This is a genomic window from Mucilaginibacter sp., from assembly GCF_965201005.1.
GTDB lineage: Bacteria > Bacteroidota > Bacteroidia > Sphingobacteriales > Sphingobacteriaceae > Mucilaginibacter_A.
The window spans coordinates 404437-425331 of record NZ_OZ241747.1 but is presented as its reverse complement, the minus strand read 5'-3'; the positions used below and the strand labels follow the sequence as shown (position 1 = coordinate 425331).

The 20895-nt window shown below is 41.6% G+C and carries 19 protein-coding genes; 7 read left to right on the top strand and 12 right to left on the bottom strand.

From position 1 onward, the window contains the following. Position 1: 1 nt before the first annotated feature. From uxaC to ACOFKR_RS01800, 8 genes are all read right to left on the bottom strand, one after another. Entirely contained in the window at positions 2-1402 is a 1401-nt protein-coding gene (gene uxaC, locus ACOFKR_RS01835; protein WP_419802328.1) for a glucuronate isomerase, read from the bottom strand. Between the two features lie 66 nt (positions 1403-1468). Continuing rightward, on the bottom strand, positions 1469-3121 hold the full coding sequence (locus ACOFKR_RS01830) for a UxaA family hydrolase (protein WP_419802327.1): 1653 nt from the start codon (positions 3119-3121) through the stop codon (positions 1469-1471). Positions 3122-3179: 58 nt separating this feature from the next. Continuing rightward, entirely contained in the window at positions 3180-4952 is a 1773-nt protein-coding gene (locus ACOFKR_RS01825; protein WP_419802326.1) for a hypothetical protein, read from the bottom strand. Continuing rightward, entirely contained in the window at positions 4949-5632 is a 684-nt protein-coding gene (locus ACOFKR_RS01820; RefSeq protein ID WP_419802325.1) for a hypothetical protein, read from the bottom strand. The genes ACOFKR_RS01825 and ACOFKR_RS01820 overlap by 4 nt, the downstream gene beginning before the upstream one ends. Before the next feature lie 82 nt (positions 5633-5714). Next, the gene (locus tag ACOFKR_RS01815; RefSeq protein ID WP_419802324.1) at positions 5715-7211 is read right to left on the bottom strand and encodes a tagaturonate reductase; all 1497 of its coding nucleotides are present in this window, start codon (positions 7209-7211) and stop codon (positions 5715-5717) included. Between the two features lie 266 nt (positions 7212-7477). Then, a complete protein-coding gene (locus ACOFKR_RS01810; RefSeq protein WP_419802323.1) occupies positions 7478-7837 on the bottom strand; it encodes a hypothetical protein in 360 nt (119 codons plus the stop codon). A gap of 9 nt (positions 7838-7846) precedes the next feature. Then, complete coding sequence (locus tag ACOFKR_RS01805; RefSeq protein ID WP_419802322.1) at positions 7847-9070, bottom strand: FtsX-like permease family protein; 1224 nt, start codon at positions 9068-9070, stop codon at positions 7847-7849. A gap of 39 nt (positions 9071-9109) precedes the next feature. Next, positions 9110-9748: an MBL fold metallo-hydrolase gene (locus ACOFKR_RS01800; protein ID WP_419802321.1), complete on the bottom strand. Its 639-nt coding sequence runs from the start codon at positions 9746-9748 to the stop codon at positions 9110-9112. 222 nt (positions 9749-9970) lie between these two features. Between ACOFKR_RS01800 and ACOFKR_RS01795 the strand changes: the two genes are divergently transcribed. From ACOFKR_RS01795 to ACOFKR_RS01780, 4 genes are all read left to right on the top strand, one after another. Then, complete coding sequence (locus ACOFKR_RS01795) at positions 9971-10918, top strand: Smr/MutS family protein (protein WP_419802320.1); 948 nt, start codon at positions 9971-9973, stop codon at positions 10916-10918. A gap of 36 nt (positions 10919-10954) precedes the next feature. Further along, entirely contained in the window at positions 10955-12637 is a 1683-nt protein-coding gene (locus tag ACOFKR_RS01790; protein ID WP_419802319.1) for an ArnT family glycosyltransferase, read from the top strand. An 83-nt stretch (positions 12638-12720) separates the two neighbouring features. Next, positions 12721-13170 carry a signal peptidase II gene (gene lspA / locus ACOFKR_RS01785; protein WP_419802318.1) on the top strand — a complete coding sequence of 150 codons (450 nt, stop codon included), beginning with the start codon at positions 12721-12723 and terminating at the stop codon, positions 13168-13170. A 49-nt stretch (positions 13171-13219) separates the two neighbouring features. After that, positions 13220-13954, top strand: a complete 735-nt coding sequence (locus tag ACOFKR_RS01780; protein ID WP_419802317.1) for an SGNH/GDSL hydrolase family protein — start codon at positions 13220-13222, stop codon at positions 13952-13954. A gap of 71 nt (positions 13955-14025) precedes the next feature. Here ACOFKR_RS01780 and cobA read toward each other — a convergent pair whose 3' ends face one another. Then, positions 14026-14757: a uroporphyrinogen-III C-methyltransferase gene (cobA, locus tag ACOFKR_RS01775; RefSeq protein WP_419802316.1), complete on the bottom strand. Its 732-nt coding sequence runs from the start codon at positions 14755-14757 to the stop codon at positions 14026-14028. A gap of 168 nt (positions 14758-14925) precedes the next feature. Between cobA and ACOFKR_RS01770 the strand changes: the two genes are divergently transcribed. Beyond that, positions 14926-15870 carry an SMP-30/gluconolactonase/LRE family protein gene (locus ACOFKR_RS01770; RefSeq protein ID WP_419802315.1) on the top strand — a complete coding sequence of 315 codons (945 nt, stop codon included), beginning with the start codon at positions 14926-14928 and terminating at the stop codon, positions 15868-15870. Positions 15871-15904: 34 nt separating this feature from the next. Here the strand turns inward: ACOFKR_RS01770 and ACOFKR_RS01765 are convergent, their stop codons facing one another. From ACOFKR_RS01765 to ACOFKR_RS01755, 3 genes are all read right to left on the bottom strand, one after another. Further along, the gene (locus tag ACOFKR_RS01765; protein WP_419802314.1) at positions 15905-16456 is read right to left on the bottom strand and encodes a Uma2 family endonuclease; all 552 of its coding nucleotides are present in this window, start codon (positions 16454-16456) and stop codon (positions 15905-15907) included. A 159-nt stretch (positions 16457-16615) separates the two neighbouring features. Then, positions 16616-19129: a TonB-dependent receptor gene (locus tag ACOFKR_RS01760; RefSeq protein ID WP_419802313.1), complete on the bottom strand. Its 2514-nt coding sequence runs from the start codon at positions 19127-19129 to the stop codon at positions 16616-16618. 71 nt (positions 19130-19200) lie between these two features. Further along, on the bottom strand, positions 19201-19527 hold the full coding sequence (locus tag ACOFKR_RS01755; RefSeq protein WP_419802312.1) for a hypothetical protein: 327 nt from the start codon (positions 19525-19527) through the stop codon (positions 19201-19203). 197 nt (positions 19528-19724) lie between these two features. Here ACOFKR_RS01755 and ACOFKR_RS01750 point away from each other — a divergent pair, with 197 nt between their 5' ends. Continuing rightward, positions 19725-20069, top strand: coding sequence for a hypothetical protein (locus ACOFKR_RS01750; protein WP_419802311.1), 345 nt, complete (start codon positions 19725-19727; stop codon positions 20067-20069). An 80-nt stretch (positions 20070-20149) separates the two neighbouring features. Beyond that, positions 20150-20842 (top strand): peptidylprolyl isomerase, encoded by a 693-nt coding sequence (locus ACOFKR_RS01745; protein WP_419803603.1) that lies wholly within the window; start codon positions 20150-20152, stop codon positions 20840-20842. The last annotated feature ends 53 nt before the right edge of the window (positions 20843-20895 follow it).

The following is a 20895-nucleotide window of genomic DNA, read 5'->3' as shown; positions in this document are numbered from 1 at the left end:
CTTAAAAGTTGAAATAATTTTTGGCGTTGTGGTAACAAATGTCCGAAATAATCTTGCCGATCAGTTCCAAATCATTTGGCAATTCTCCGTTTTCCACGTCTTTCCCAAACAAATTGCAAAGCAACCTGCGGAAATATTCATGCCTCGGAAACGATAAAAAACTGCGCGAATCAGTCAGCATACCAACAAATTTACTGAGTAAACCCATGTTGGAAAGCGCATTGATCTGCTTCGTCATGCCATCTTTTTGATCCAAAAACCACCAGGCCGAACCAAATTGTACTTTACCGGCAACCGAACCATCGTTATAATTCCCGACCATGGTTGCAATCAACTCATTATCAGCCGGATTTAAGTTATAAATAATCGTTTTCGCCAACCGGTCTTCCGCATCTAAGCGGTTTAAAAACTTAGACAATTGCCTTGCCTGGCTAAAATCACCGATCGAATCCCAGCCCGTGTCTGGCCCTAACTGCTTCAGCATCCGCGCGTTATTGTTCCGCAGCGCGCCCAAATGATATTGCTGCACCCAGCCCTTTTCATGGTCCCAAATGGCAAATTGAAACAATAAAGCTGAACGAAATTTAAGGTTTTCGGAATAGCTGATGCTGTTTTTAGCACGTATTTTTTCAAAAATATTTTTAATTTCTTCCTCGGTATAATCTTCGGCATAAATTTGCTCCAAACCATGATCGGAAACCGAGCAGCCGTTTTCGGCAAAATAATCATGGCGGGATTTTAAGGCAGAAAGATAAGCTTCGTAACTGGCTATCGATGTGTTGGTTACAGATTCTAATTGATCAATATAAGCATTCAAAACTTCTAAATCATCCGGGTTCATGGCTTTGTCCGCCCGAAAAGCAGGCAGCATCTTCACCGTTCCGCCTTCGTTTTTTAATTGCTGATGAAAGTGCAAGTCATCCGTCGGGTCATCGGTTGTACAGATTGTTTCCACGTTCATTTTCTGCAGCAAACCCTGAACCGAAAATTCCGGCGTTTGCAATTTCGCCGTAGCGTTATCGTAAATACTTTGTGCTGTTTTTATCGATAATAAATCGTGAATGTCAAAATATCGCCGCAATTCTAAATGTGTCCAAACATAAAGTGGGTTCCGCATGGTGTAAGGAACAGTTTCCGCCCATTTTTTAAACTTTTCGTAATCGCTTTTTCCGCCGGTGATAAAATCTTCCTTAATTCCGTTGGTACGCATCGCGCGCCATTTGTAATGATCACCATATAACCAAACTTGTGTAATATTTTTAAAGTTGATGTTGCCCGCAACCTGATCTGGAGGCAAATGGTTATGGTAATCAATGATCGGCAGTTTCTCCGCAAAAGCATGATAAAGTTTTTGCGCGGTTGGCGTTTGCAGCAGAAATTCTTCGTCTAAAAAAGGTTTCATTTATTTATTTTTTATGCTGATAAACAGCTTAAATTCAATTTTTTAGGTGATAAAAGAAGCATCGGTTTATAAAGAAACGCCTCTTTTCCAAGGGATAAAATCATCCTGACCGTGGCGCACGGCACTCACCTCGATTTCGCCGCTGGCCACGCGGATCACGTAATCCAGAATACGTTCACCGGCTTGTTCAATGGTTTCTTCGCCTTCGATCACAGTTCCGGTGTTTATATCGATGATATCACGCATTTTATTGTACAGTTTCGTGTTACTGGAAATCTTGACAACCGGTGCGACCGGATTTCCCGTTGGCGTGCCTAAACCTGTCGTGAACAAAACCACATTTGCGCCGGACGCAACTTCCGCAGTCGTCGATTCTACGTCGTTCCCCGGCGTGCAAAGTAAATTTAAACCCGGTTTTTTTACCTTTTCGGGATAATCCAGCACATCGACGACTGGAGAAGTGCCGCCTTTTTTGGCTGCTCCGGCAGATTTTATCGCGTCCGTAATCAAACCATCTTTGATGTTTCCGGGAGAAGGGTTCATGTCGAAACCAGAACCTACTGCTTTTGCGCGTTCGTTATAAGTGCGCATCAAATAAGAAAACCTTTCCGCATTTTCTGTGTCCACACAGCGGTCGCTCATGTTTTGCTCAACGCCGCACAACTCCGGGAATTCGGCCAAAATAACAGAACCGCCAGCGGCAATCAGTAAATCGGATGTATAACCGATAGCAGGATTGGCAGAAATCCCCGAAAAACCATCCGAACCGCCGCATTCCAAACCAATACAAATTTTACTGATCGGCGCGGGTTGCCTGCTGTTTTTATTGGCCAAAACCAGTCCTGCAAAAGTTTGCTTGATCGCTAATGAAAGTAAATCCGCTTCGGTGCCAACTTTCTGTTGTTCCAGTACAAAAAACGGTTTGTCAAATATTGGCAGGCGTTTTTTAATTTCTTCTTCCAAGATAGAAACCTGTGCATTCTGGCAACCCAAACTTAAAACCGTTGCACCGGCCACATTTGGGTGCGTGATGTAACCGGCCAGCAAACCGCAAAGTGCCTGCGCATCCTGCCGCGTGCCGCCGCAACCGCCATTGTGTACCAAAAACTTAATGCCGTCCACGTTTGGAAAAAGGCGTTCCTGCTTGGCAACCTGCTCAACATAAGGCATTTCAGCATTCAGGATTTGCGTTACGTCGCTGCCTGATTTGTACATTTTAATCAGTTCCTGCGCCTGATTGGCGTAAACGCGGTTGCGGCCATAACCCAAAGGTTTGATCAGTGCTTCCTCCAAAACTTCCAGGTTGCGGTTCTCACAAAAAACCATCGGAATGACCAACCAATAATTTGCCGTTCCAACGCTGCCATCCGATCTTTGGAAGCCGTAAAATTTACGGTTTACAAATTTGCCAATATCCGGTTTGTGCCAATCGGTTTGCCGTTCGCCGATAAAAAAATCGTTGGCCGCATGATGGATATTTTTGGTGGTCAATAATCCGCCGGCCGGAATGAAATTTTGCGCTTTGCCAACTAAAACGCCATACATTGTAATATCATCGCCAGTTTGAAAATCCTGCGCGGCAAATTTGTGTTTCGCAGGCACGTTTTCCGTTAATATATATTGCTGATTATCAAATTCAAACTGCGTTCCCTGAGCCAAATCCGTTAACGCCACAATTATATTATCGTTGGGATGAACTTTTAAGACTTGGTTTTTCATTGTGTTAATCTTAGTTAAGTAAAGCCACTCTTCTTTTCGTAGTGCCTTTCAAGGTTTATTATGCAAACATTTCAATTTGTCTACTGCCAACATGCAATATTTCGGTTAGGAAACTGTCCCACAAGTCCAATGTTAAACTAAGTTTGTATTTAATATTTAGTTGATCCAGTTCTGTTTGCAAATTTTGTTTACTAATAGCTTTTGTTAATTCTAAAATGTCAATCCGCATCAATACATCTTTTGTAAAAGTTCTTTTTGCGTCAGAAAAGGTTATCGATTGCAAAAACTGCATTGTTAATTCTGAATTTAAAAGCATCAAAGTATATACAGCAAATTCTATTTTATCGAAACCTATTAAATAACAAGTGTCGTCAAGCATTACAGGCTTGCCGGTTTGTTGCAGAATTAATGTAAAATGAAACGTTTTGTAAAGGCCGGATATGGCAACTTTGAAAGGTTTAAAAGAATAGTTGCCAATGCCAAAAATTGAAAAAAGAGGTTTGTTAATATATATACTTGATTTCCGTGCATCAAAACTGGATTGATGTTCTATCAGATACTGATATGTTTTAGGATAATCGTATTTTATATAATTAGTTTCCTGCCCTACTTTTCTTTGTGTAACAATTGTGAATTTTCTTGTTCCGGCAATGACTGTATTTTTGAGGTCAGAACTTTTGAGAAGACCATAAACTAATCCGTCTTCTAAATTTACTTCTTCGTTCAAGCCATTTACATAATGGTCATTCACTTTTTCTAATTCCATTATGCCTGAACAGTCGTGCTTCAAGCCTTGTCTCCAAATGAAAGGACATTCTCCATCAATTTCTTTTGTATGGATATAAGTATCAATATTTGAAACAAATTTGTTATTCAACCAACCAAACTTTTGATAAGATTTTTGATTACTGTAAAAATTAAATTCAGTACAATAAAAATCAGGTACAGCATTTAATTCACAATAGAATAAAGATGCTTCAACAGAAACATTAAATTCTTTCTTACTATCAATGCAATGCTTTTCAATAGACGCAATATTGTATTTATTTTTAGATTGGTCAAAAACAATATTTTTAACGACGGAATTTTTAACTAATAAAAGTAAATTTCCATTGGCTTTTTGAAAGGTTTTAAGTAATGTCAAAGTAATATATTCAGCAATGTCAAAGTTGCCTTTACCTGTCATTGCATCTAATCCGCTATGGTTTTTAAAGTTCGTTTTTCTTGGTAAGTTAACCGAATTTAAGCTTCCTAACTTTGAGTTTGTAACCCAGGGTGGATTACCAATTACTAAAATATCTTTGTTTGAAAACTGCTTTTCAATCTGCTTAAAGTCGAAATCAAAAACGTTACAATGAATGATAGAAATTATAGGTCTTCTAGTGTCAGGGTTTTCAAGAAAAAAATTGATAATGTTAAATTTGGTTTCCCACACATAAGGCTTGTATATTTCGATTCCGAATATGTTTTGGACATTTAGGAAATTCTTTAAGGAAGCGATGATAAAATTCCCTTTTCCACAAGTTGGTTCAACTATTACTTCTGGTGAGATACTTTTGAAAGCTAAGTGTAGTGTTACTTTATTTGCTAACTCTTCATTTGTCTGAAAGTCGCCATATTCAGCTCTTTCAGGCTCTTCAAGTATATTGTAATTATCAGATATTACTTCTTTAAGAGTTTCTAAACCTTCATTATTGTCAAAAAAATGTTTTATACCAAAGGCATTAAACATTTTCTGATTGGCTAATTCAAATGATGCAATATTTCTTAAACTTTGGTTTAAGAAATCTGAAACTTTATAACTAATATTTGCTTCAAATACTTTCATCATTTAGGTTTATTATAACTAACAATTTTAGATATGCCCGGAATATCATCAATCAACGCCACAATCCTTTGATACTGCAATCTCCACTGCAAAGCATTGGAAATTGTTAGGTAACCCTGTTCGGGTGGGGTTTGCAAAATGAGTTCGGATAACTTTAACAGTGTTATTTCATCTGCAGGGATGTTTTTGTCTTGCAAGTATGCTATAATATCTGCTTCATTAGCATTATCTTTTACCATTTCTCTTAAGCGAAAAGTAGTCGTGTAATCTGCCGTTCGCTCTTTAGAAACGAAAGAGCAACTAACAAAATTGAGCGTTGCAGTTCTGGTGTTCTCATCGTCGCTTTTATCATAAACGAAAACAAGCAGATTATAACTTAATCCGAATATTTTTTGCTTTGCATCTTTAAAAGGGCAAGAGGATTGAGGTTGTTTTATGGAAGTTACTTTAATATCCGTTAAAATGTCAGCAGATGGTAGGTCAATACCATTAGCAGATGAGCCAATTGTAACTTCATATTTATCTTGCAAATACTTTTGAAATTTCTGTTCGATTAACGTCCCAACAGCTTTGCCGTCAGTAACTCCAAAAAGTTCTTTATGCTGAAATTTTGATTGTTCAACACAGAAAAGTTGGGCTTCTTCAATAAGCTTAGGCAGCGTAAGTTTTTCTTTAATCTCCATATTGTAAAAGTATCGTTTTAAACTTCGGCAAATTGTATTGTGAATGCTGTTCTATCAGACTATAGATGTTAGATACAGTTCTTTATAACTTCTCCATCGCCCTCAAAGCCCCATCAGCAAGGATAACATTATAATCCCACTGCACCGCATCCAAAAACCCTGGCAACAACGTCAAATCCGTTCCCCAAAGTTCGGTATTACTTAATATCGTGTAAACCCAAAGGTCGGCCGGAATGCTGTTTTTAAGGGCATAAAAATAGTGTGCCTGGTCATCGTTTACCGGATAGCTTTTTCCGTTCAGTTCGCCAAAATATTTGCCGTTTTCTTCTTTTTGCACTTGTACAAAACGCAAAAAAGCGGCGAAACCTAAAGCTATGCGTTTCGGTATTTCGCTTGATTTTTGGTAATGATTTAGCAAAACCGGCACCACGCGCATCTTCAGTTTGGCCGTGCTTTGCATCGTGATCGCGATCCATTGATGTTTGATGTGCGGATTGCGGAAACGGTCTAAAACCTGCGACGAAAACTCATCGGTTTGTTTTTTACTTACTTCGTAAGGAATCGACGATGCAATTTCTTCCGTCATCAGTTTGCTGATAAATCCCGCAAAAACAGTGTTGTCCATTGCTTCTTTTACCGTATCAAAACCGGCGAGAAAAGCCAGCGTGCAACTTAAAGTATGCGTGCCGTTCAGCATTCTGAGCTTTAATTCGCGGTAAATTTCAATGTCTGGCGCAATGACCACGCCTTGATCTGCTTCGGCAAAACTTAAAACAGCTTTTACTTTTTCATCACCTTGAATCGCCCACAAACGGTAAACTTCTGATACGGTTAACAACTCATCTTCGTAACCGGCTTTTTCCTGGAAATCGGCAACGGTTTCCACATCCGGTTTTCCGGGCACAATCCTGTCAACCAGTGAGTTGCAAAACGTATTCTGATCTTTCAGCCAATTAATAAATGCTTCTTTTAGCTGGTTAAAAGCCGCCAGTTCCAGCAAAATAGCTTTTAATTTATCGCCATTGCTAACAATCAGTTCCGTCGGCACGATCACCATTCCGCTTTCTTCACTTCCGCCAAAAGCATTAAATCGCTCCAGCAAAAAAGCCAATAATTTTGCCGGAAAAGAAGTTGGCGGCTGCAGATCAAGTGCTTCTTTTACCAGGGAAATCCCGACTTCTGTTGTATTGGAAATCACGATTTTCATTTCCGGGTTACGGGCACATTTTAAAATTTCCGGCCAGTTTTCTGTTGCTGATACAACGCGGCTAATGGCAGAACAAATGATATCCTCTTCAGTTTTCTGTCCGTTTTCGATACCTTTTATGCATAAAGTATAAAGTCCGTCCTGATCGTCAAACGCTGAAGAACTGCCCGCAGCGGTTGATTTTACAACAACAATCCTCCCGTTAAAAACACCCTGGCGGTTGGCTTTGTCGATAAAATAATCCGGCAAACCGCGCAGCAAAACGCCTGTTCCAAATTGTAAAACTTTCTCCGGGAGATTAAAAATTGCCGCATCAGGAACGATTATTTCAGACGATTGGATATCTTTTAAATTAGATTTTGATAAGATCATTTCAGGTTGTTAAAAATTAGTTTATTTCCCGTTCAGGTGAGTTCAGATTTGAAAATTATCCATTTCCATGAAAATACACAAGTTTTTACGGCAATGCCCGATTACTTCCATTTAAATGCTTCTTTTACCGACCTTTTTTAGGTGTGCGTTGTGGAAAGGGCCCTCCGATTTTCATAACCGTTTATTTGATGGGCAATGCTGTTTTTATCGGCAAAAAATGTTGAAAACAGCCGACGGCTAATAGGTAATAGTCCACACCTCCAGCCTCAGTTACACATATCTTCCGGGATTTCGCGGGTGATTTTTTGTACTTTGGTAACCACCATTGTGCTGTCAAACTCGGCACCGATACCTTCCGGGCCGGATTTTATTTTCATGGCTTCCACTTCTACATAAACCGGTTCGTAAGGCTTTTCAAAGTTCATGTTCGAGTAATCCAGTTCCAGTTTGCCAGAACTGTCTTTCACCCAATATTCGCGGCCGGTGCTGCACTCTTTAAAAGATTTCACCTCCAGCCCAAAACTGTACAAACCTTTGTAAACCTTGCTTTCTGCGGCACTGTGTGTGTTGCAGCTGGAAAAAACAATCAACCCTAAAATAAAACCGATGAACACTGTTCTTTTCATGCTGCTAAGTTACAGTTCCTGTTTAATTTCATCCAGTTTTTGCACGCTTAAACGGGCACTAATGCCCGATGCCAGCACAGAAATACCGCTTACGGTAATAAAAACCAATAAAAAATCGCTTGCTTTTAACGTAACCGGATAAGGCTGGACCATGGTGCTGCCGCCCATCGTGATAAAGCCGAACTTTTGCTGCAGCAGCGCAAAAACCAAACCGGCCAGCATCCCGGCAAGGCAGCCAACCAGCGTAATCAGCATTCCTTCAAAAAAGAAAATGCGCTGGATCAGGGTTTTATCCGCACCCAGACTGGTTAAAATGGCAATGTCTTTCCGCTTGTCGATCACCAGCATGGTCAGCGAACCGATAATGTTAAAAATGGCAATAATCAGCACAAAAGTGAGGATTAAAAATACTGCCCATCTTTCAACATTAAGTAATTTATAAAGCGATGTGTTTTGCTGTTGCCGATTTTTGATCACGAAATTTTTGCCAAACTTACCTTGCAATTGCCGCTGTATTTTGTTTGGGTCGATGTTGCCACGCAAATTCAGTTCTACATAAGAAATTTTGACCGGTTCGTCCAGCAAATCCCTGGTAAAGCTGAGCGGCGTAATCACGATATCATCAAAATCTTGTAAAACGGAGAAAACACCCGAAGGTGCAATGCTTCTTAGCACAAATTCGTCCATCGGATTAAACGAATTAACCATATTGTGCCGCGGCGAATAAATTTGCAGCATGGCCGATTGGTCTTTAATGTTGATGCCCAAACTAATCGCCACTGAAGCACCGATCACAGCCAGATTTTCGCCTTTTTCTTCCAGCGTAAAAGAACCCATTTGCAGCGTGTTGTCTAAACTCGGGTTTTTTAAAAAATCGTTGCTCACGCCTTTTACTGTGCCGATAAATTGCCCTTTGCCATAGCGTAGCAGCACTTTTTCTTCCAGCACTTCAGTTATCGAAAGCACATTTGGCAGTTTTCGTAAACTATCTAAATGTAATGTTCGCGGGTCAAAGGTTTTTCCTTTTGCAGGAAGCACTTTTAAATCAGGTGTAAAACTGCTATAAAGAGCAAGTACTGATGTTTCAATTCCATTAAAAACCGACAAAATAAGCACCAGCGCGGCACTTCCAACCAGCACGCCCAGCATAGAAATACCGGAAATAATATTGATGGCGTTGGTTGATTTTTTAGAGAAAAGGTAACGCCGGGCGATAAATGCAGAGGTGTTCAATTTTTGGTGATGCTTCTTTTATGATACTTTTTTTGTTGTTCAGGTTAAAAACGGATTGTATTGTTTTTCGTAACCGATAGTGGTTTCCGGGCCGTGGCCGGGATACACAATTACCTGATCCGGCAAAACAAACAGTTTTTTGCGGATATTTTTGATGAGTTGTTCGGTGTTCCCACCGGGCAAATCTGTACGGCCAATGCTTTCGCGGAAAAGCACATCGCCGCCAATCAGCAAATGCTCATTTTCCGCATAAAAACACAAATGCGCAGGCGAATGGCCGGGCGCAAAAATCAGCTTCAGTTCGGTTTCGCCAAAGTTGATCGTTCCGGTTTCGGGCAAAAACGTATCCGGCAAAGGCGAAACCTGATAACGGATGCCCATTTGCGGCGCATAACCTGGCACCGCCGAAAGCAAAGGCAGTTCGCCTTCATGGAACTGTGGCTTTAATCCATATTGGTCAAAAATAAATTTATTGCCCAGCACATGGTCGATATGGCAATGCGTGTTCAGCAGCAAAACCGGTTTCAGCAAATTTTCGGTGATAAAAGAAGCAACCTTGTTTTGCTCTTCGCGGGTGTACATGCCGGGGTCGATAATGACGCATTCCAGCGTATCGTCAAAAAGCAGATACGTATTCTCGTAATAAGGGTTATTGGCGAAGGATTTTACGTGCAACATAATTTTTAGTGGATAAAAGAAGCATTGCTGCGGTAAGCTTATAAGCAAAAACGGAGCGGCTTTGTTAGGCAAGATACCAGAAATCTGCAAAATATTTCCTTTTGATCACTTACAGGCTGCCCCAATATTACTGCTTAAATCCGTCATTTGTGCCTGACTGCGGCCTTTTTATCCTTAATTTTATGCAGAAAATATATTTTGCTTATACCATTATCAACAGTTATGAAATATAAATTAGGTGATTTTGTGCGTTTTGTGGAAGAGAAACGGGAAGGTTTTATCACGCGGATCATTGATGAACAAACCATCGGCGTAACCGGCGACGATGATTTTGAAATACCGGTTTTGGCTTCCAAAGTTACTTCGGTACATGGCCGCGAAGCCAAAATTGCCGCTGCCAAAGAGCAGGAAATTATAGTTGAAGAAGCTTCGGCAGAATTTGTGGCCAAAGGAATTTATCTGGCCGCCATCCCCGAAAAACAGGTAACTTCTGTGGTGCAGTTTCATCTGATCAACAACACTTCTTATACGTTGCTTGCTTCTTTTAGCACGGAAAAAAACCAGGAATACAAAGGTGAATTTGCCGGGTTGATCGCCCCAAAAACTGCTGTAAAAGTGTTTTCTGCCGCGTTGCCGGATATTTCGATCTGGCCGAAATTTATTTTTCAGCTGTTATATCACAGCAAACAAAACGCTGATTTTTTAGATCCGTTAATTTATAACGAACGTTTTAGAGCGAAGGATTTTGCCGGGTCAAAAACGGCTGTGCACCTTTTAAACCAACAAGGCTGGCAGTTTCAGCTGGATTTGGGTGAGGTAAAAGTGGATGCCGAAAAATTGAAAGAAAGCTTTTTTAAATCTGCGGAGGAAAAAAAAGTGGTAGAAAAACCTTTCAAAGAAGTTGATCTCCATATCGAAAAACTGCGCGAAGATTATCAATTTTTAAGCAGCAGCGACATTATCAAAACGCAACTGGAGCGTTTCCAGAAAACGCTGGACGCGGCCATTGTGCACCAGCTGCCGTCGGTTGTGTTTATTCATGGCGTTGGCAACGGCATTTTACGCCACGAAATCCATAAATTGGTGAGCAAACATCCGCAGGTAAAAACATTTACCGATGCCCGAAAAGAGAAATTTGGCTACGGTGCCACAGAGGTTTTCCTGAAGTAGATTTTTACCCGATAAAAACAGCATCGCTTTAAAATTATGGTTTCCGAAAGTTCAAAACCGCATTATAACTGGCTTTATTTTTTTATTGCGCTGGCGGTTTTGCTCAATTTCAGCGGACTTTTTGTACCGATTTTAGGTTTGGATGGCCCGCTTTACGCCACCATCGCCAAAACCATGGTGCTGAAACACGATTACGTGAATTTGTTTTCGCAAGGGAAAGACTGGCTGGACAAACCACATTTTCCGTTTTGGGTTACGGCTTTGTCCTTCAATTTATTTGGTTTTACAACCTGGGCTTACAAATTGCCAGCCATTTTGTTTGTGCTGATGGGCGGCGTTTACACGTATTTGTTCTGCAAAAGGCTTTATAATCAGGAAATTGCGTTATGGTCGGTTTTGATTTTGCTGACTTCCGAACATCTCATCATTTCCAACAACGATGTGCGCGCCGAACCTTATTTAACCGGTTTGATCATCGCTTCGGTTTATCATTTCTACAAAACACTTGATAAAAACAGCATCTGGCAATTGGTTTTAGGTTGCGTGTTTGCCGCTTGCGCCGTGATGACGAAAGGTATTTTTGCGCTGATTCCGATCTTTGGTGCTTTTGCCGGCCAGTTTATCTTCACTAAAAACTGGAAGCAATTTTTCCATTGGCGCTGGCTGCTGGCTTTTGTTTTAACGATACTGTTTTTAGTGCCCGAAATTTATTGTTTGTACCAACAGTTTGATTTGCATCCCGAAAAATTGGTTTTTAACAAGCACCACGTTTCGGGCATTAAATTCTTTTTCTGGGACAGCCAGTTCGGCCGCTTTTTCAACAGCGGGCCAATCAAAGGCCACGGCGATCCGTTTTTCTTTTTCCATACAATTTTATGGGCATTTATCCCTTGGTCAGTATTATTATATATTGCTTTATTTCAGTTTTTTAGCAATTCAATCCGGCAGAAAAAAGAATGGTTTTGCATTAGCGGCGCGCTGCTTACGTTCCTGGTTTTTTCGGCTTCCAAATTTCAGTTGCCGCATTACATTACCATCGTTTTTCCGTTTTTTGCGGTCTTAACGGCGCAGTATTTAATCAGCATAAAAACAGTACAAGGCTGGCGGGCAATTCGTGTTACACAAACCGCAGTTTTGGTTTTGCTGGTTTCGATCATCCTCCTTTTACAATATTTTTATCAGGCAGAAAATATCACTTTTTTAACCATTTTATCTTTGCTGCTTTCAATTGCGCTGTTCATTTTTGTATCGGTAAAAGAAGCATTCTCGCCAAAATATAAATTGCTTTTCCAATCGGTTTTGGTGTCAATTGGCATCAATCTTTTCCTCAACCTTAACTTTTATCCGTCGCTTTTAAAATATCAATCCGGCAGTGAAGCTGCATTTTATATCGATAAAAACAGTCTATCGAAATTCCCGGTTGCGCAGTTGCAGGAAGAAGAATACAGGCACGCTTTGGAATTTTACCTGCACCAGCCGCTTTTTTTGGTGAATGAAGACGGCAAAGGAAACCTTCCGAAAAAACCTTATTTGTTGTATGCTTCGCCGGAACACATCAACCAATTAAAGTCAAAAGGCTGGAAAATAAAACCGGCCAAAAGCTTTGATGATTATTTGGTAACTCGCTTAAAAGGAAAGTTTTTAAACCACCAAACCCGAAAAGAAGAACTGGAGCAGAAAGATTTGGTTTTGGTGGAAAAGGACGTGGTAAAGCCGTAGTTTTAAACACCAAATTTTTGCCTATAAAAGAAGCATTTGAAAGTACAAGCACAAACCCGGATCGAACTAAAACCAAAAATGTGATGCAATCGAAAATTAAAATACTGCTTTTTTGCCTAACCTCTTTTGCTTTGATTAGTTGCGACCAGGTAACGAAAAAGCTGGCCAAAACACATTTGGCAGATCAGCAACCGGCTTCCTATTTTCATGATACTTTTCGGCTGGAATATGCAGAAAATACCGGGGCCGCGCTAAGCTTAGGCGCAGGTTTGCCGCAGCCTTATAATTTTATCTTGCTGAGCGTTATGCCGTTGCTGCTTTTACTGGCTTTGTTTTTTTACACGGTCATCCATATCAAAGAATTTAATTGGCTCCGGCTTTTATCATTTGCTTTGATTTTTGCGGGAGGAATCGGAAATATTATTGACCGTATTTTTAATGACCGGCATGTAACCGATTTCATGAACTTAGGCATTCAAAACCTGCGCACTGGTATTTTTAACGTGCCGATATTTGTATTACGGCTGGTGTGATCGGCATTTTTATCTCCTTTAAAAACCATCAAATTGTAGCGTTTAAAGCATGAAAATCAATTTAACATTAATTCTGCTGTTCCTCGTTTCTATCAGTTTTGGCCAGCAGCAAACCGATACTTCAAAGCACGCCGCCACTGCAATATCTGTTAAAGAAGATTTCCAGGACGACTGGGCTGATCTGCACCATTACGCAGCGAAAAACGCTGCCTTGCCTGCGCCTGCCAGAGGTGATAAACGGGTGGTTTTCCTGGGAAGCTCTATTTTTGAACGCTGGCCGGTTTTAATGCCTGAATTCTTTGAAAATAAAAATTATGTGGATAGAGGCATCAGCGGGCAAATTGCGCCGCAATTGCTGATCCGGTTCAGGCAGGACGTGATCGACCTGAAACCTAAAGCGGTTATTATTTTGGCCGGGAGCAACGACATTGCCGCAAACAGAGGCCACATAACAATGGAAAGCATTATGGACAACATTAAATCCATGGCCGAACTGGCCAAGCGGCACCACATCAAAGCTATCCTTTGTGCTTACCTGCCCGTGTTTGAATATCCCTGGCGAAAAGGCATTGAGCCTGCCGGAAAAATCATCACTTTAAACAAGCTGATTGAAGCTTACGCGAAGGAAAAACACTTGGTTTTGTTAGATTATTTTACACCTTTGGCAGATAGCAGAAACGGGCAAAAGCCAGAACTTACACTGGATGGCGTGCACCCGAACGCGGCCGGTTACAAAATTATGGCGGAAGTAACGGAAGCGGCAATTAAAAAGGCTTTGCATTGAGAGGCTTTTGAAATTTGCCTGAACTGTTTTTCATGCTTCTTTTATGCGACAAAAACTCACCTCTTTTGCCTTTATCCACGATTAGCAATCCCAACCACCGCACCGATTATCACCAACGCCGGATAAGTCAGTTTATCTTTTTCCGCCATCTCCACCAAATCTTTTACCAAACCTTTTACCGATTTTTGATAAGGCAAAGAAGCATGTTGGATGATGGCTGCCGAAACTGTTCCTTTTCCAGCTTCTACATAAGTTGCCGCAATTTCAGTTAGTTTTTTCATGCCCATATAAATCACAACGGTTGCGTTGCTTTGCATGGCCAGGCGCAAATCCGCAGAAAGCGAACCGTCTTTTTTGGTGCCGGTGATCGCCCAAACACTTTCGCTCAAATTGCGGTGCGTTAGCGGGATGTCTTCAAAACCGGAAGCCTGCATACTCGTAATGCCTGGGATAAAATAGGTTTTGATGCCGTTTTCCCGGGCAAATAAAACCTCTTCAAAACCACGGCCGAAGATAAACGGGTCGCCGCCTTTTAAGCGGATCACCTGCCCGCTGGCAAAAGCATGATGTTTGATCAGTTCCAGGATTTTTTCCTGAGGCGTGTATTCGCCGTACGGCTGCTTGCCTACGTAAATCATTTCGCAGTTTTTTGGGGCGAAATCGAGCAATTGTTTGTTGGCCAGGTTATCATACAAAATAACTTTGGCCTGCTGCAGCAATTTGTACGCTTTTAAGGTAATCAATTCCGGGTCGCCCGGTCCGGCGCCCACTACATATAATTCGGGTTTTGCTTCCTCGTCCATACTTCTTTTATCAACCTTTTTTAGGGCTGTTTGCTTTTTATCGCCTTGCAATCCGGCGTTAAATTACACACCGTTTACGTGTTCGACCGGTTTTGCAAGTATATTTTTTTACGCAGGTTTTTATCCGAAAGAAAGATGGTTAATTTGAAGCGGTGAAACAATTATGACATGACTGACAAACCTCACCCAAAAAACACCGGTAAAAACAGTATGCCCTCCATATACATGCTTCTTTTGGCCCTCTTTTTTTCGGCTGCGGTTTGCGCGCAAGACACAAGCGTTGCAAAATCGGCTGTAATTGCAAACGGGCAAAAGCTGCAGCTCGTTTCCAAACAATTCGGCTTTACCGAAGGCCCGGCGGTTGATCGGCAAGGCAATGTTTTTTTTACTGATCAGCCAAACGACAAAATCTGGGAATACGGTACGAACGGCAAACTTTCTGTTTTTATGGACAGGAGCGGCCGTTCCAACGGTTTGTATTTTGATCAAAAAGGCAACCTGATCGCTTGTGCGGACGAACACGATCAGCTTTGGCAAATCTCCCCAAAAAAGAAAATAAAAGTTTTGGTGAAAGATTTAGGCGGAAAATTATTGAACGGCCCGAATGATTTGTGGGTGGACGTGAAGGGCGGCATTTACATCACCGATCCGTATTACCAGCGCGATTACTGGGCGCGGAAAAAGCCCGGTTTGGATGGCCAGAAAGTGTATTATCTGCCAAAAGGGAAAATAAAATTGGTTTTGGTGGCCGATGATCTGCAACAACCAAACGGAATTGTGGGCACGCCGAATGGGAAACAGCTGTATGTGGCAGATATTCAAGCTAATAAAACTTATAAATATGAAATTGAAGCCGACGGATCGCTGACCAACCGGCAACTTTTTGCACCAAAAGGAGCTGACGGGATGACGCTGGACAACCAGGGAAATTTGTATCTGGCCGGAAACGGGATTACGGTTTTTAACGCCGCAGGAAAAGAAATTGAGCATATCGATGTGCCCGCAAAATGGACGGCCAACCTGTGCTTTGGCGGTAAAAACCGCGATCAATTGTTGATTACGGCTTCAGAAAATCTGTATCTGTTGCAGATGAAGGTTAAAGGCGTGGAGTGATATTGATCCTGTTTTTATGCCGATAAAAACAGCATCAGGAAAACAGTTTTTGCAGATCAATCTGCAAACCCGGCAAAGTGGATAAAGTAATTGTCCCGTTTTGCTTCTCTTTTTGCTTCAGCATAAATTCTTCGTTTTCTAAAAAATAATCTTCAGCATCTTTTTTGATTGGGTCAATAATCAAGTATTCCTTCACACCAAAACGTTCATAAACATCTTTTTTCTGCTTCAAATCATAATAAGCGGTTGATGGAGAGAGGATTTCGATCACCAAATCCGGTGCGCCCATGATCCGGTTTTGCAGCAGCTCGGTTTTTCTTTCTGCAGAAATATAAATTAAATCGGGCTGAAAAGTATTTTCTTCATCAAGCCGAACATCGATTGGCGAATAGAGGCAGATGCCATTGTTATTGGTTTTTTCGATGTAGGTTTGAATTAAATAATAAAACCTTCCTGATAAAATCTGATGATAAGAAGTTGGGGCTGGCGACATGATTAAATCTCCGTTAATGAGTTGAAAAGGTGCGCCTTCTTCCAGCAGATTATAATCTGCTTCGGTGTATTTTTTCTGTTCGGCGATGTGCATAATCAAATATACATTTTTGGGGCGATAAAAACAGCACGGCAACCAACGTTTTATATATAAGCAAAATGCTTCTTTTACCAGCCTAAATTTGGGTTGATAAAAGAAGCATCTGCCTGAGAAATCCTTACAAAGCGCGAAACTTTGCGCAGGCAACCTGTTTTAAATTTGTTTGCTTTTTGGGGAAAGATCAAACGGTACGATCACTTTAAAGCTGATGTTACGGCCCATGTTGAAAATACCGGGCTGAACACCGGCAGGCACATTACCATTGTCAAAATATTTCAACCTGCTCATGTTGGATTGATAATTTACGTTGGTCAGGTTTCTGCCTTCAATAAACAACCTTACTAATGTTTGGCCTTTACTATTGGTCAGGTTTCCGCCAATGCCGGCACTTAATAAATTATAACCGGCGGTATAGGTTTCTGTTCCGTAGGCTGAAAAGAAACGGTCCTGCGCGTTGTAATGATCAAAGCCAACAAAAACATACAGGTTTTTAAAATGATCAAGCCCTTTGTTAAAGCTTCCCCGAAGTTCAGAATGTGTGTGCAAAGGAGGGATAAAAGGCAGGTATTTTAAACTATCAGGTTCGTTGCCGCCACTGCCCAAATTCCGTCCATAGGTTAGCGTTAACGAATTTTCAAAATGCAGCCATGGCAAAGGGTGAACATCCAGACTGATTTCGCCGCCCTGGATACGTGCCTTGCTTTGCACATAAGTGAAAATGTTATATAGCGGAAATGCAGGGTTAACTGCAGGCGAACCATCAGGGTTTAACAACTGCTGCTGAAAAATATAATTTTCAAGATGGTTGTTAAAAAGTTCAACACTTGCAGAAATACTTGGCAAAGTAAGAAAAGCGCCAACATCTTCCTGCACACTAAACTCCGGTTTAAAAGTGCTGTTGCCAACATGATATATCTGTGAACCAGGGTCCGGGCCATTGGCAGAAAGCTCGGCAATACTTGGTGCCCTGAAACCTCTTGCAATATTTGCCTTTAATAAAAACGCATCAGAAAAATTGTAAGTTCCGCCAAAACTTCCGGAAAAACCGGAGAACGTTTTGTTTAAGGCTGTAAATTGCTCTGATACGCCTGGTGCCGTGGTTGGGTTATTTCCTTCATACAATTGCGGATATTTATTACTTAAAGTATCAATAAAAGCTGCCTGGCCGTTAAAAGTACGGACGTCATACCTTACTCCAGCCGAAAGGTCTAACTTGCCAAAAGACTTTCTAACGATCGCAAACGGCCCCACATCAAACTGGTGATAGGCAGGGATCGGAAAATCTGTAGCCTGGCCGATAGTATTGTTCTGATATTGGCCATTAACACCAACAGTGGCATCATAGCCGTTTGCAAAAACATAGTTATACTTAACATCATAAGTATAAGTGCTTAAATGCAGGTTTAGGCCGGCAATATCGGCATCTTCCGGATGTGTATATTCCCGGCGGTGGCTAAACTGGTAGCCAAGGTTAACAATCAGGTTGCCATTACCCAAAACAAAATTACTGTTGTTGTAAATCCGGTAAAGCTGCACATGCTGATGCAGGGTTGGGATATGATATGAATTTAATTCAGAGGCAGATACAATTGGCCGGAACATATCGTCTTCTGTGATTTGCTTGGTAAACTGTCGGGTTGCAGAATCACGGCTACCATCAGGTATATCCTGCAAGTCATCATATAAAGAAGCGTGGAAATAAGAATAGCCCCAGGATTTGTTGAGGCCAACCATTACACGGGCATCCCTTTCCTGATAACCGGTAGCATATACGCGGCCGTCATGCTGGTTTTGGTAATCTTTTGCTTCTTTAGCAGATATCACCGTTCCCCACACCAAACCGTTTTGATTGCCGTATAAGCGGAATGAACCGTTTAACAAACTTTGGTTTGTCCCGTAAAGCCCCTGTACAGAGCCTAAAATTTTCCCTTCCGGCACTGGTGTGGGAGAAATCAGGTTAACAACGCCTCCGATCGCATCAGAACCATAGCTTAAACTGGCCGGCCCTTTGATAATTTCTACCCGGTCGATAGCGTTTTGATCTACTTCAATCCCGTGCTCATCTCCCCATTGCTGGCCTTCCTGGCGTATGCCGTCCTGCAAAGTAACTACCCGGTTGTAGCCCAAACCGTGAATAAACGGTTTAGATACATTCGGGCCTGTAGTAACCGCATTGATGCCGGGCAAATTAGCAATCTGATCAATGATATTTCCTGATGCAGCGCGCCTGTCTAAATATTCCTTGCCAACAGCAACCAATGGTATCGGGCTTCTTTTTATCTCTGTGGCCCTGCTTACGCCGGTAACCACAACCTCACCGGATTCGATAGCAGAAAGCTGCAACTGAATGTTCAACACACTGGTCTTTGAGAAATCTACCCGTTGGGTAATTGTAGCATAACCCAGATAACTGACCTGAACTATATAAATACCTTTAGGCACACGGTTTAAGGTATATTGCCCTTTTGAGTTGGTAGAAGTACCGGTCCTCAAATCGGGGATACTTACAGAGGCGCCAAAGATAGGGCTGCCATCTGCTTTGTCTGTTACCGTGCCGGACAGGCTTCCTATGGCTTCTTCATCATTATGGGTTTTTACTGCGGCATTTAAAATGGTTGTGAAGCTTATAAATAAACATAATAAGCCGCTAAATAGCTTTATTTTCATCGTAAAGAAAATTCGTTTTTGGAAAGTTTAGTAAATAAATTGTCCGGAATTTGAAAACCGGAATTCAAAAATTAAACTTTTGCAGGCGGGGAAAGGCCATCAGCATGAACCAGCGCATTGCCCAGATAGTGCTGCCGCGCGTAAGTGTAAAGCCGAAATACAGGTGTTAAAACAGTGCTGTAATCCGGGGTGCCCACATAGCTGATTGCCGCATGGTGCATCTGATCACATAGACTACAGCTTTCATGAACAACCTGCGGATGCTGCGAATGATTATGACGAACCGATAAAATGCTGTATTTGGTATGATGCTGGTGCGCAAAAACAATAATTTGCCCAACTGCAAAAAACAGCAGCAGCAGCCGGGCCAAAATTATAGGTGCTTTCCGTTTGTTCAAAATACCTTGTTTGCGTTAAGCATTTTGCAAATATCCTTTATTTTTATGTTTTTTTCATCAAAAACCATCTTTAGTTATGGCGAGGTATGCTGATTGGCGGTATTTAGCTGTAACAATGTAATGACAGGCAGATGATGCTGTTTTTATCGACCTAAATTTGTCAGTTTCAACTTAAGCCAAACCTTATATTTGCCAGCATGACCGCTGCTGAAACAAACCAGAAATGGACCGCCCTACAAAACCGTATTGCACAGGATTTTGATTCGGACGTGCCGGATATCAAAGTGATGCTTTTTTTAATTGGCGTGCAGGAACTGGGCAAAGGGCCGCAAAAATTTACCAAACGCCAAAAGGAAGAACTGATGCACATTGCCACCTGCAAACTGTTCAGTCAGCTTGGTTTTTACGAACTGGAAGGTTTGGACCAGGATGGCTGGCCGCACTGGAAACTGGTAAAAACGATCCCGAATTATACCTTGATGGAACAGGAAATGGTAATGAAATCTCTGGTGATCAATTACTTTGAGGAGGAAGATATTTGAGGTGTGAGGCTCCGGCTATTAGCCAAAATCACTGACTATTTACCATGAACGATGCAGCCATCAACATAATTTCTTTTCCCATGAAAAAACTCGCTACTGTTTTTACCCTACTTTTTTTAACGTTCAGCCTTTTCGCCAAACCACCTAAAAACCAATATGTCCGGATCAAAACCAATTATGGCGAATGTATTATCCGGCTTTATAACGAAACGCCTAAACACCGCGACAACTTTATCAAACTAATCAAAGCAGGTTTTTACAACGGAACATTATTTCACCGCGTGATCCAGGATTTTATGATCCAGGGCGGCGATCCGGATTCTAAAAATGCCAAACCCGGACAAGCTTTGGGCGATGGCGATTTAAAATATAAAGTTGATGCCGAAATCCGCGACAGCCTGTTCCACAAAAAAGGTGTGCTTGCCGCTGCGCGCGATGACAACCCGACCAAAGCTTCCAGTGCCACGCAGTTTTATTTGGTGGAAGGCAAACGCTTTACCGATGAGCAGCTGGATAAATTAGAACAAACGCGCTTAAAAGGACGAAAAATCCCGCTTTCTGAACGGGAAATTTATAAATCGGTTGGCGGCGTACCGCATTTAGACCAGAATTATACGGTTTTTGGCGAGATTGTTTTTGGCTTGGATATGGTTGACCGTATTGCCGCTGTTAAAAAAGATGCACACGACCGGCCGCTGCAAAACGTGCCAATGACCGTTAGTTTGCTCAAGAAAAAAGAATGCAGGCGGCTGGATAGGATTTTGAGCGATTAGGTACGAGGTTAGAGGTATCAGGCTTTAGCAAACGAGCCGAGTCAGTCTTCAAA

Bases quoted from the DNA above. Each gene is read 5' to 3' on its own strand.
- uxaC (WP_419802328.1), bottom strand. From the start codon at position 1,402: ATGAAACCTTTTTTAGACGAAGAATTTCTGCTGCAAACGCCAACCGCG.
- ACOFKR_RS01830 (WP_419802327.1), bottom strand. From the start codon at position 3,121: ATGAAAAACCAAGTCTTAAAAGTTCATCCCAACGATAATATAATTGTG.
- ACOFKR_RS01825 (WP_419802326.1), bottom strand. From the start codon at position 4,952: ATGATGAAAGTATTTGAAGCAAATATTAGTTATAAAGTTTCAGATTTC.
- ACOFKR_RS01820 (WP_419802325.1), bottom strand. From the start codon at position 5,632: ATGGAGATTAAAGAAAAACTTACGCTGCCTAAGCTTATTGAAGAAGCC.
- ACOFKR_RS01815 (WP_419802324.1), bottom strand. From the start codon at position 7,211: ATGATCTTATCAAAATCTAATTTAAAAGATATCCAATCGTCTGAAATA.
- ACOFKR_RS01810 (WP_419802323.1), bottom strand. From the start codon at position 7,837: ATGAAAAGAACAGTGTTCATCGGTTTTATTTTAGGGTTGATTGTTTTT.
- ACOFKR_RS01800 (WP_419802321.1), bottom strand. From the start codon at position 9,748: ATGTTGCACGTAAAATCCTTCGCCAATAACCCTTATTACGAGAATACG.
- ACOFKR_RS01795 (WP_419802320.1), top strand. From the start codon at position 9,971: ATGAAATATAAATTAGGTGATTTTGTGCGTTTTGTGGAAGAGAAACGG.
- ACOFKR_RS01790 (WP_419802319.1), top strand. From the start codon at position 10,955: ATGGTTTCCGAAAGTTCAAAACCGCATTATAACTGGCTTTATTTTTTT.
- lspA (WP_419802318.1), top strand. From the start codon at position 12,721: ATGCAATCGAAAATTAAAATACTGCTTTTTTGCCTAACCTCTTTTGCT.
- ACOFKR_RS01780 (WP_419802317.1), top strand. From the start codon at position 13,220: ATGAAAATCAATTTAACATTAATTCTGCTGTTCCTCGTTTCTATCAGT.
- cobA (WP_419802316.1), bottom strand. From the start codon at position 14,757: ATGGACGAGGAAGCAAAACCCGAATTATATGTAGTGGGCGCCGGACCG.
- ACOFKR_RS01770 (WP_419802315.1), top strand. From the start codon at position 14,926: ATGACTGACAAACCTCACCCAAAAAACACCGGTAAAAACAGTATGCCC.
- ACOFKR_RS01765 (WP_419802314.1), bottom strand. From the start codon at position 16,456: ATGCACATCGCCGAACAGAAAAAATACACCGAAGCAGATTATAATCTG.
- ACOFKR_RS01760 (WP_419802313.1), bottom strand. From the start codon at position 19,129: ATGAAAATAAAGCTATTTAGCGGCTTATTATGTTTATTTATAAGCTTC.
- ACOFKR_RS01750 (WP_419802311.1), top strand. From the start codon at position 19,725: ATGACCGCTGCTGAAACAAACCAGAAATGGACCGCCCTACAAAACCGT.
- ACOFKR_RS01745 (WP_419803603.1), top strand. From the start codon at position 20,150: ATGAAAAAACTCGCTACTGTTTTTACCCTACTTTTTTTAACGTTCAGC.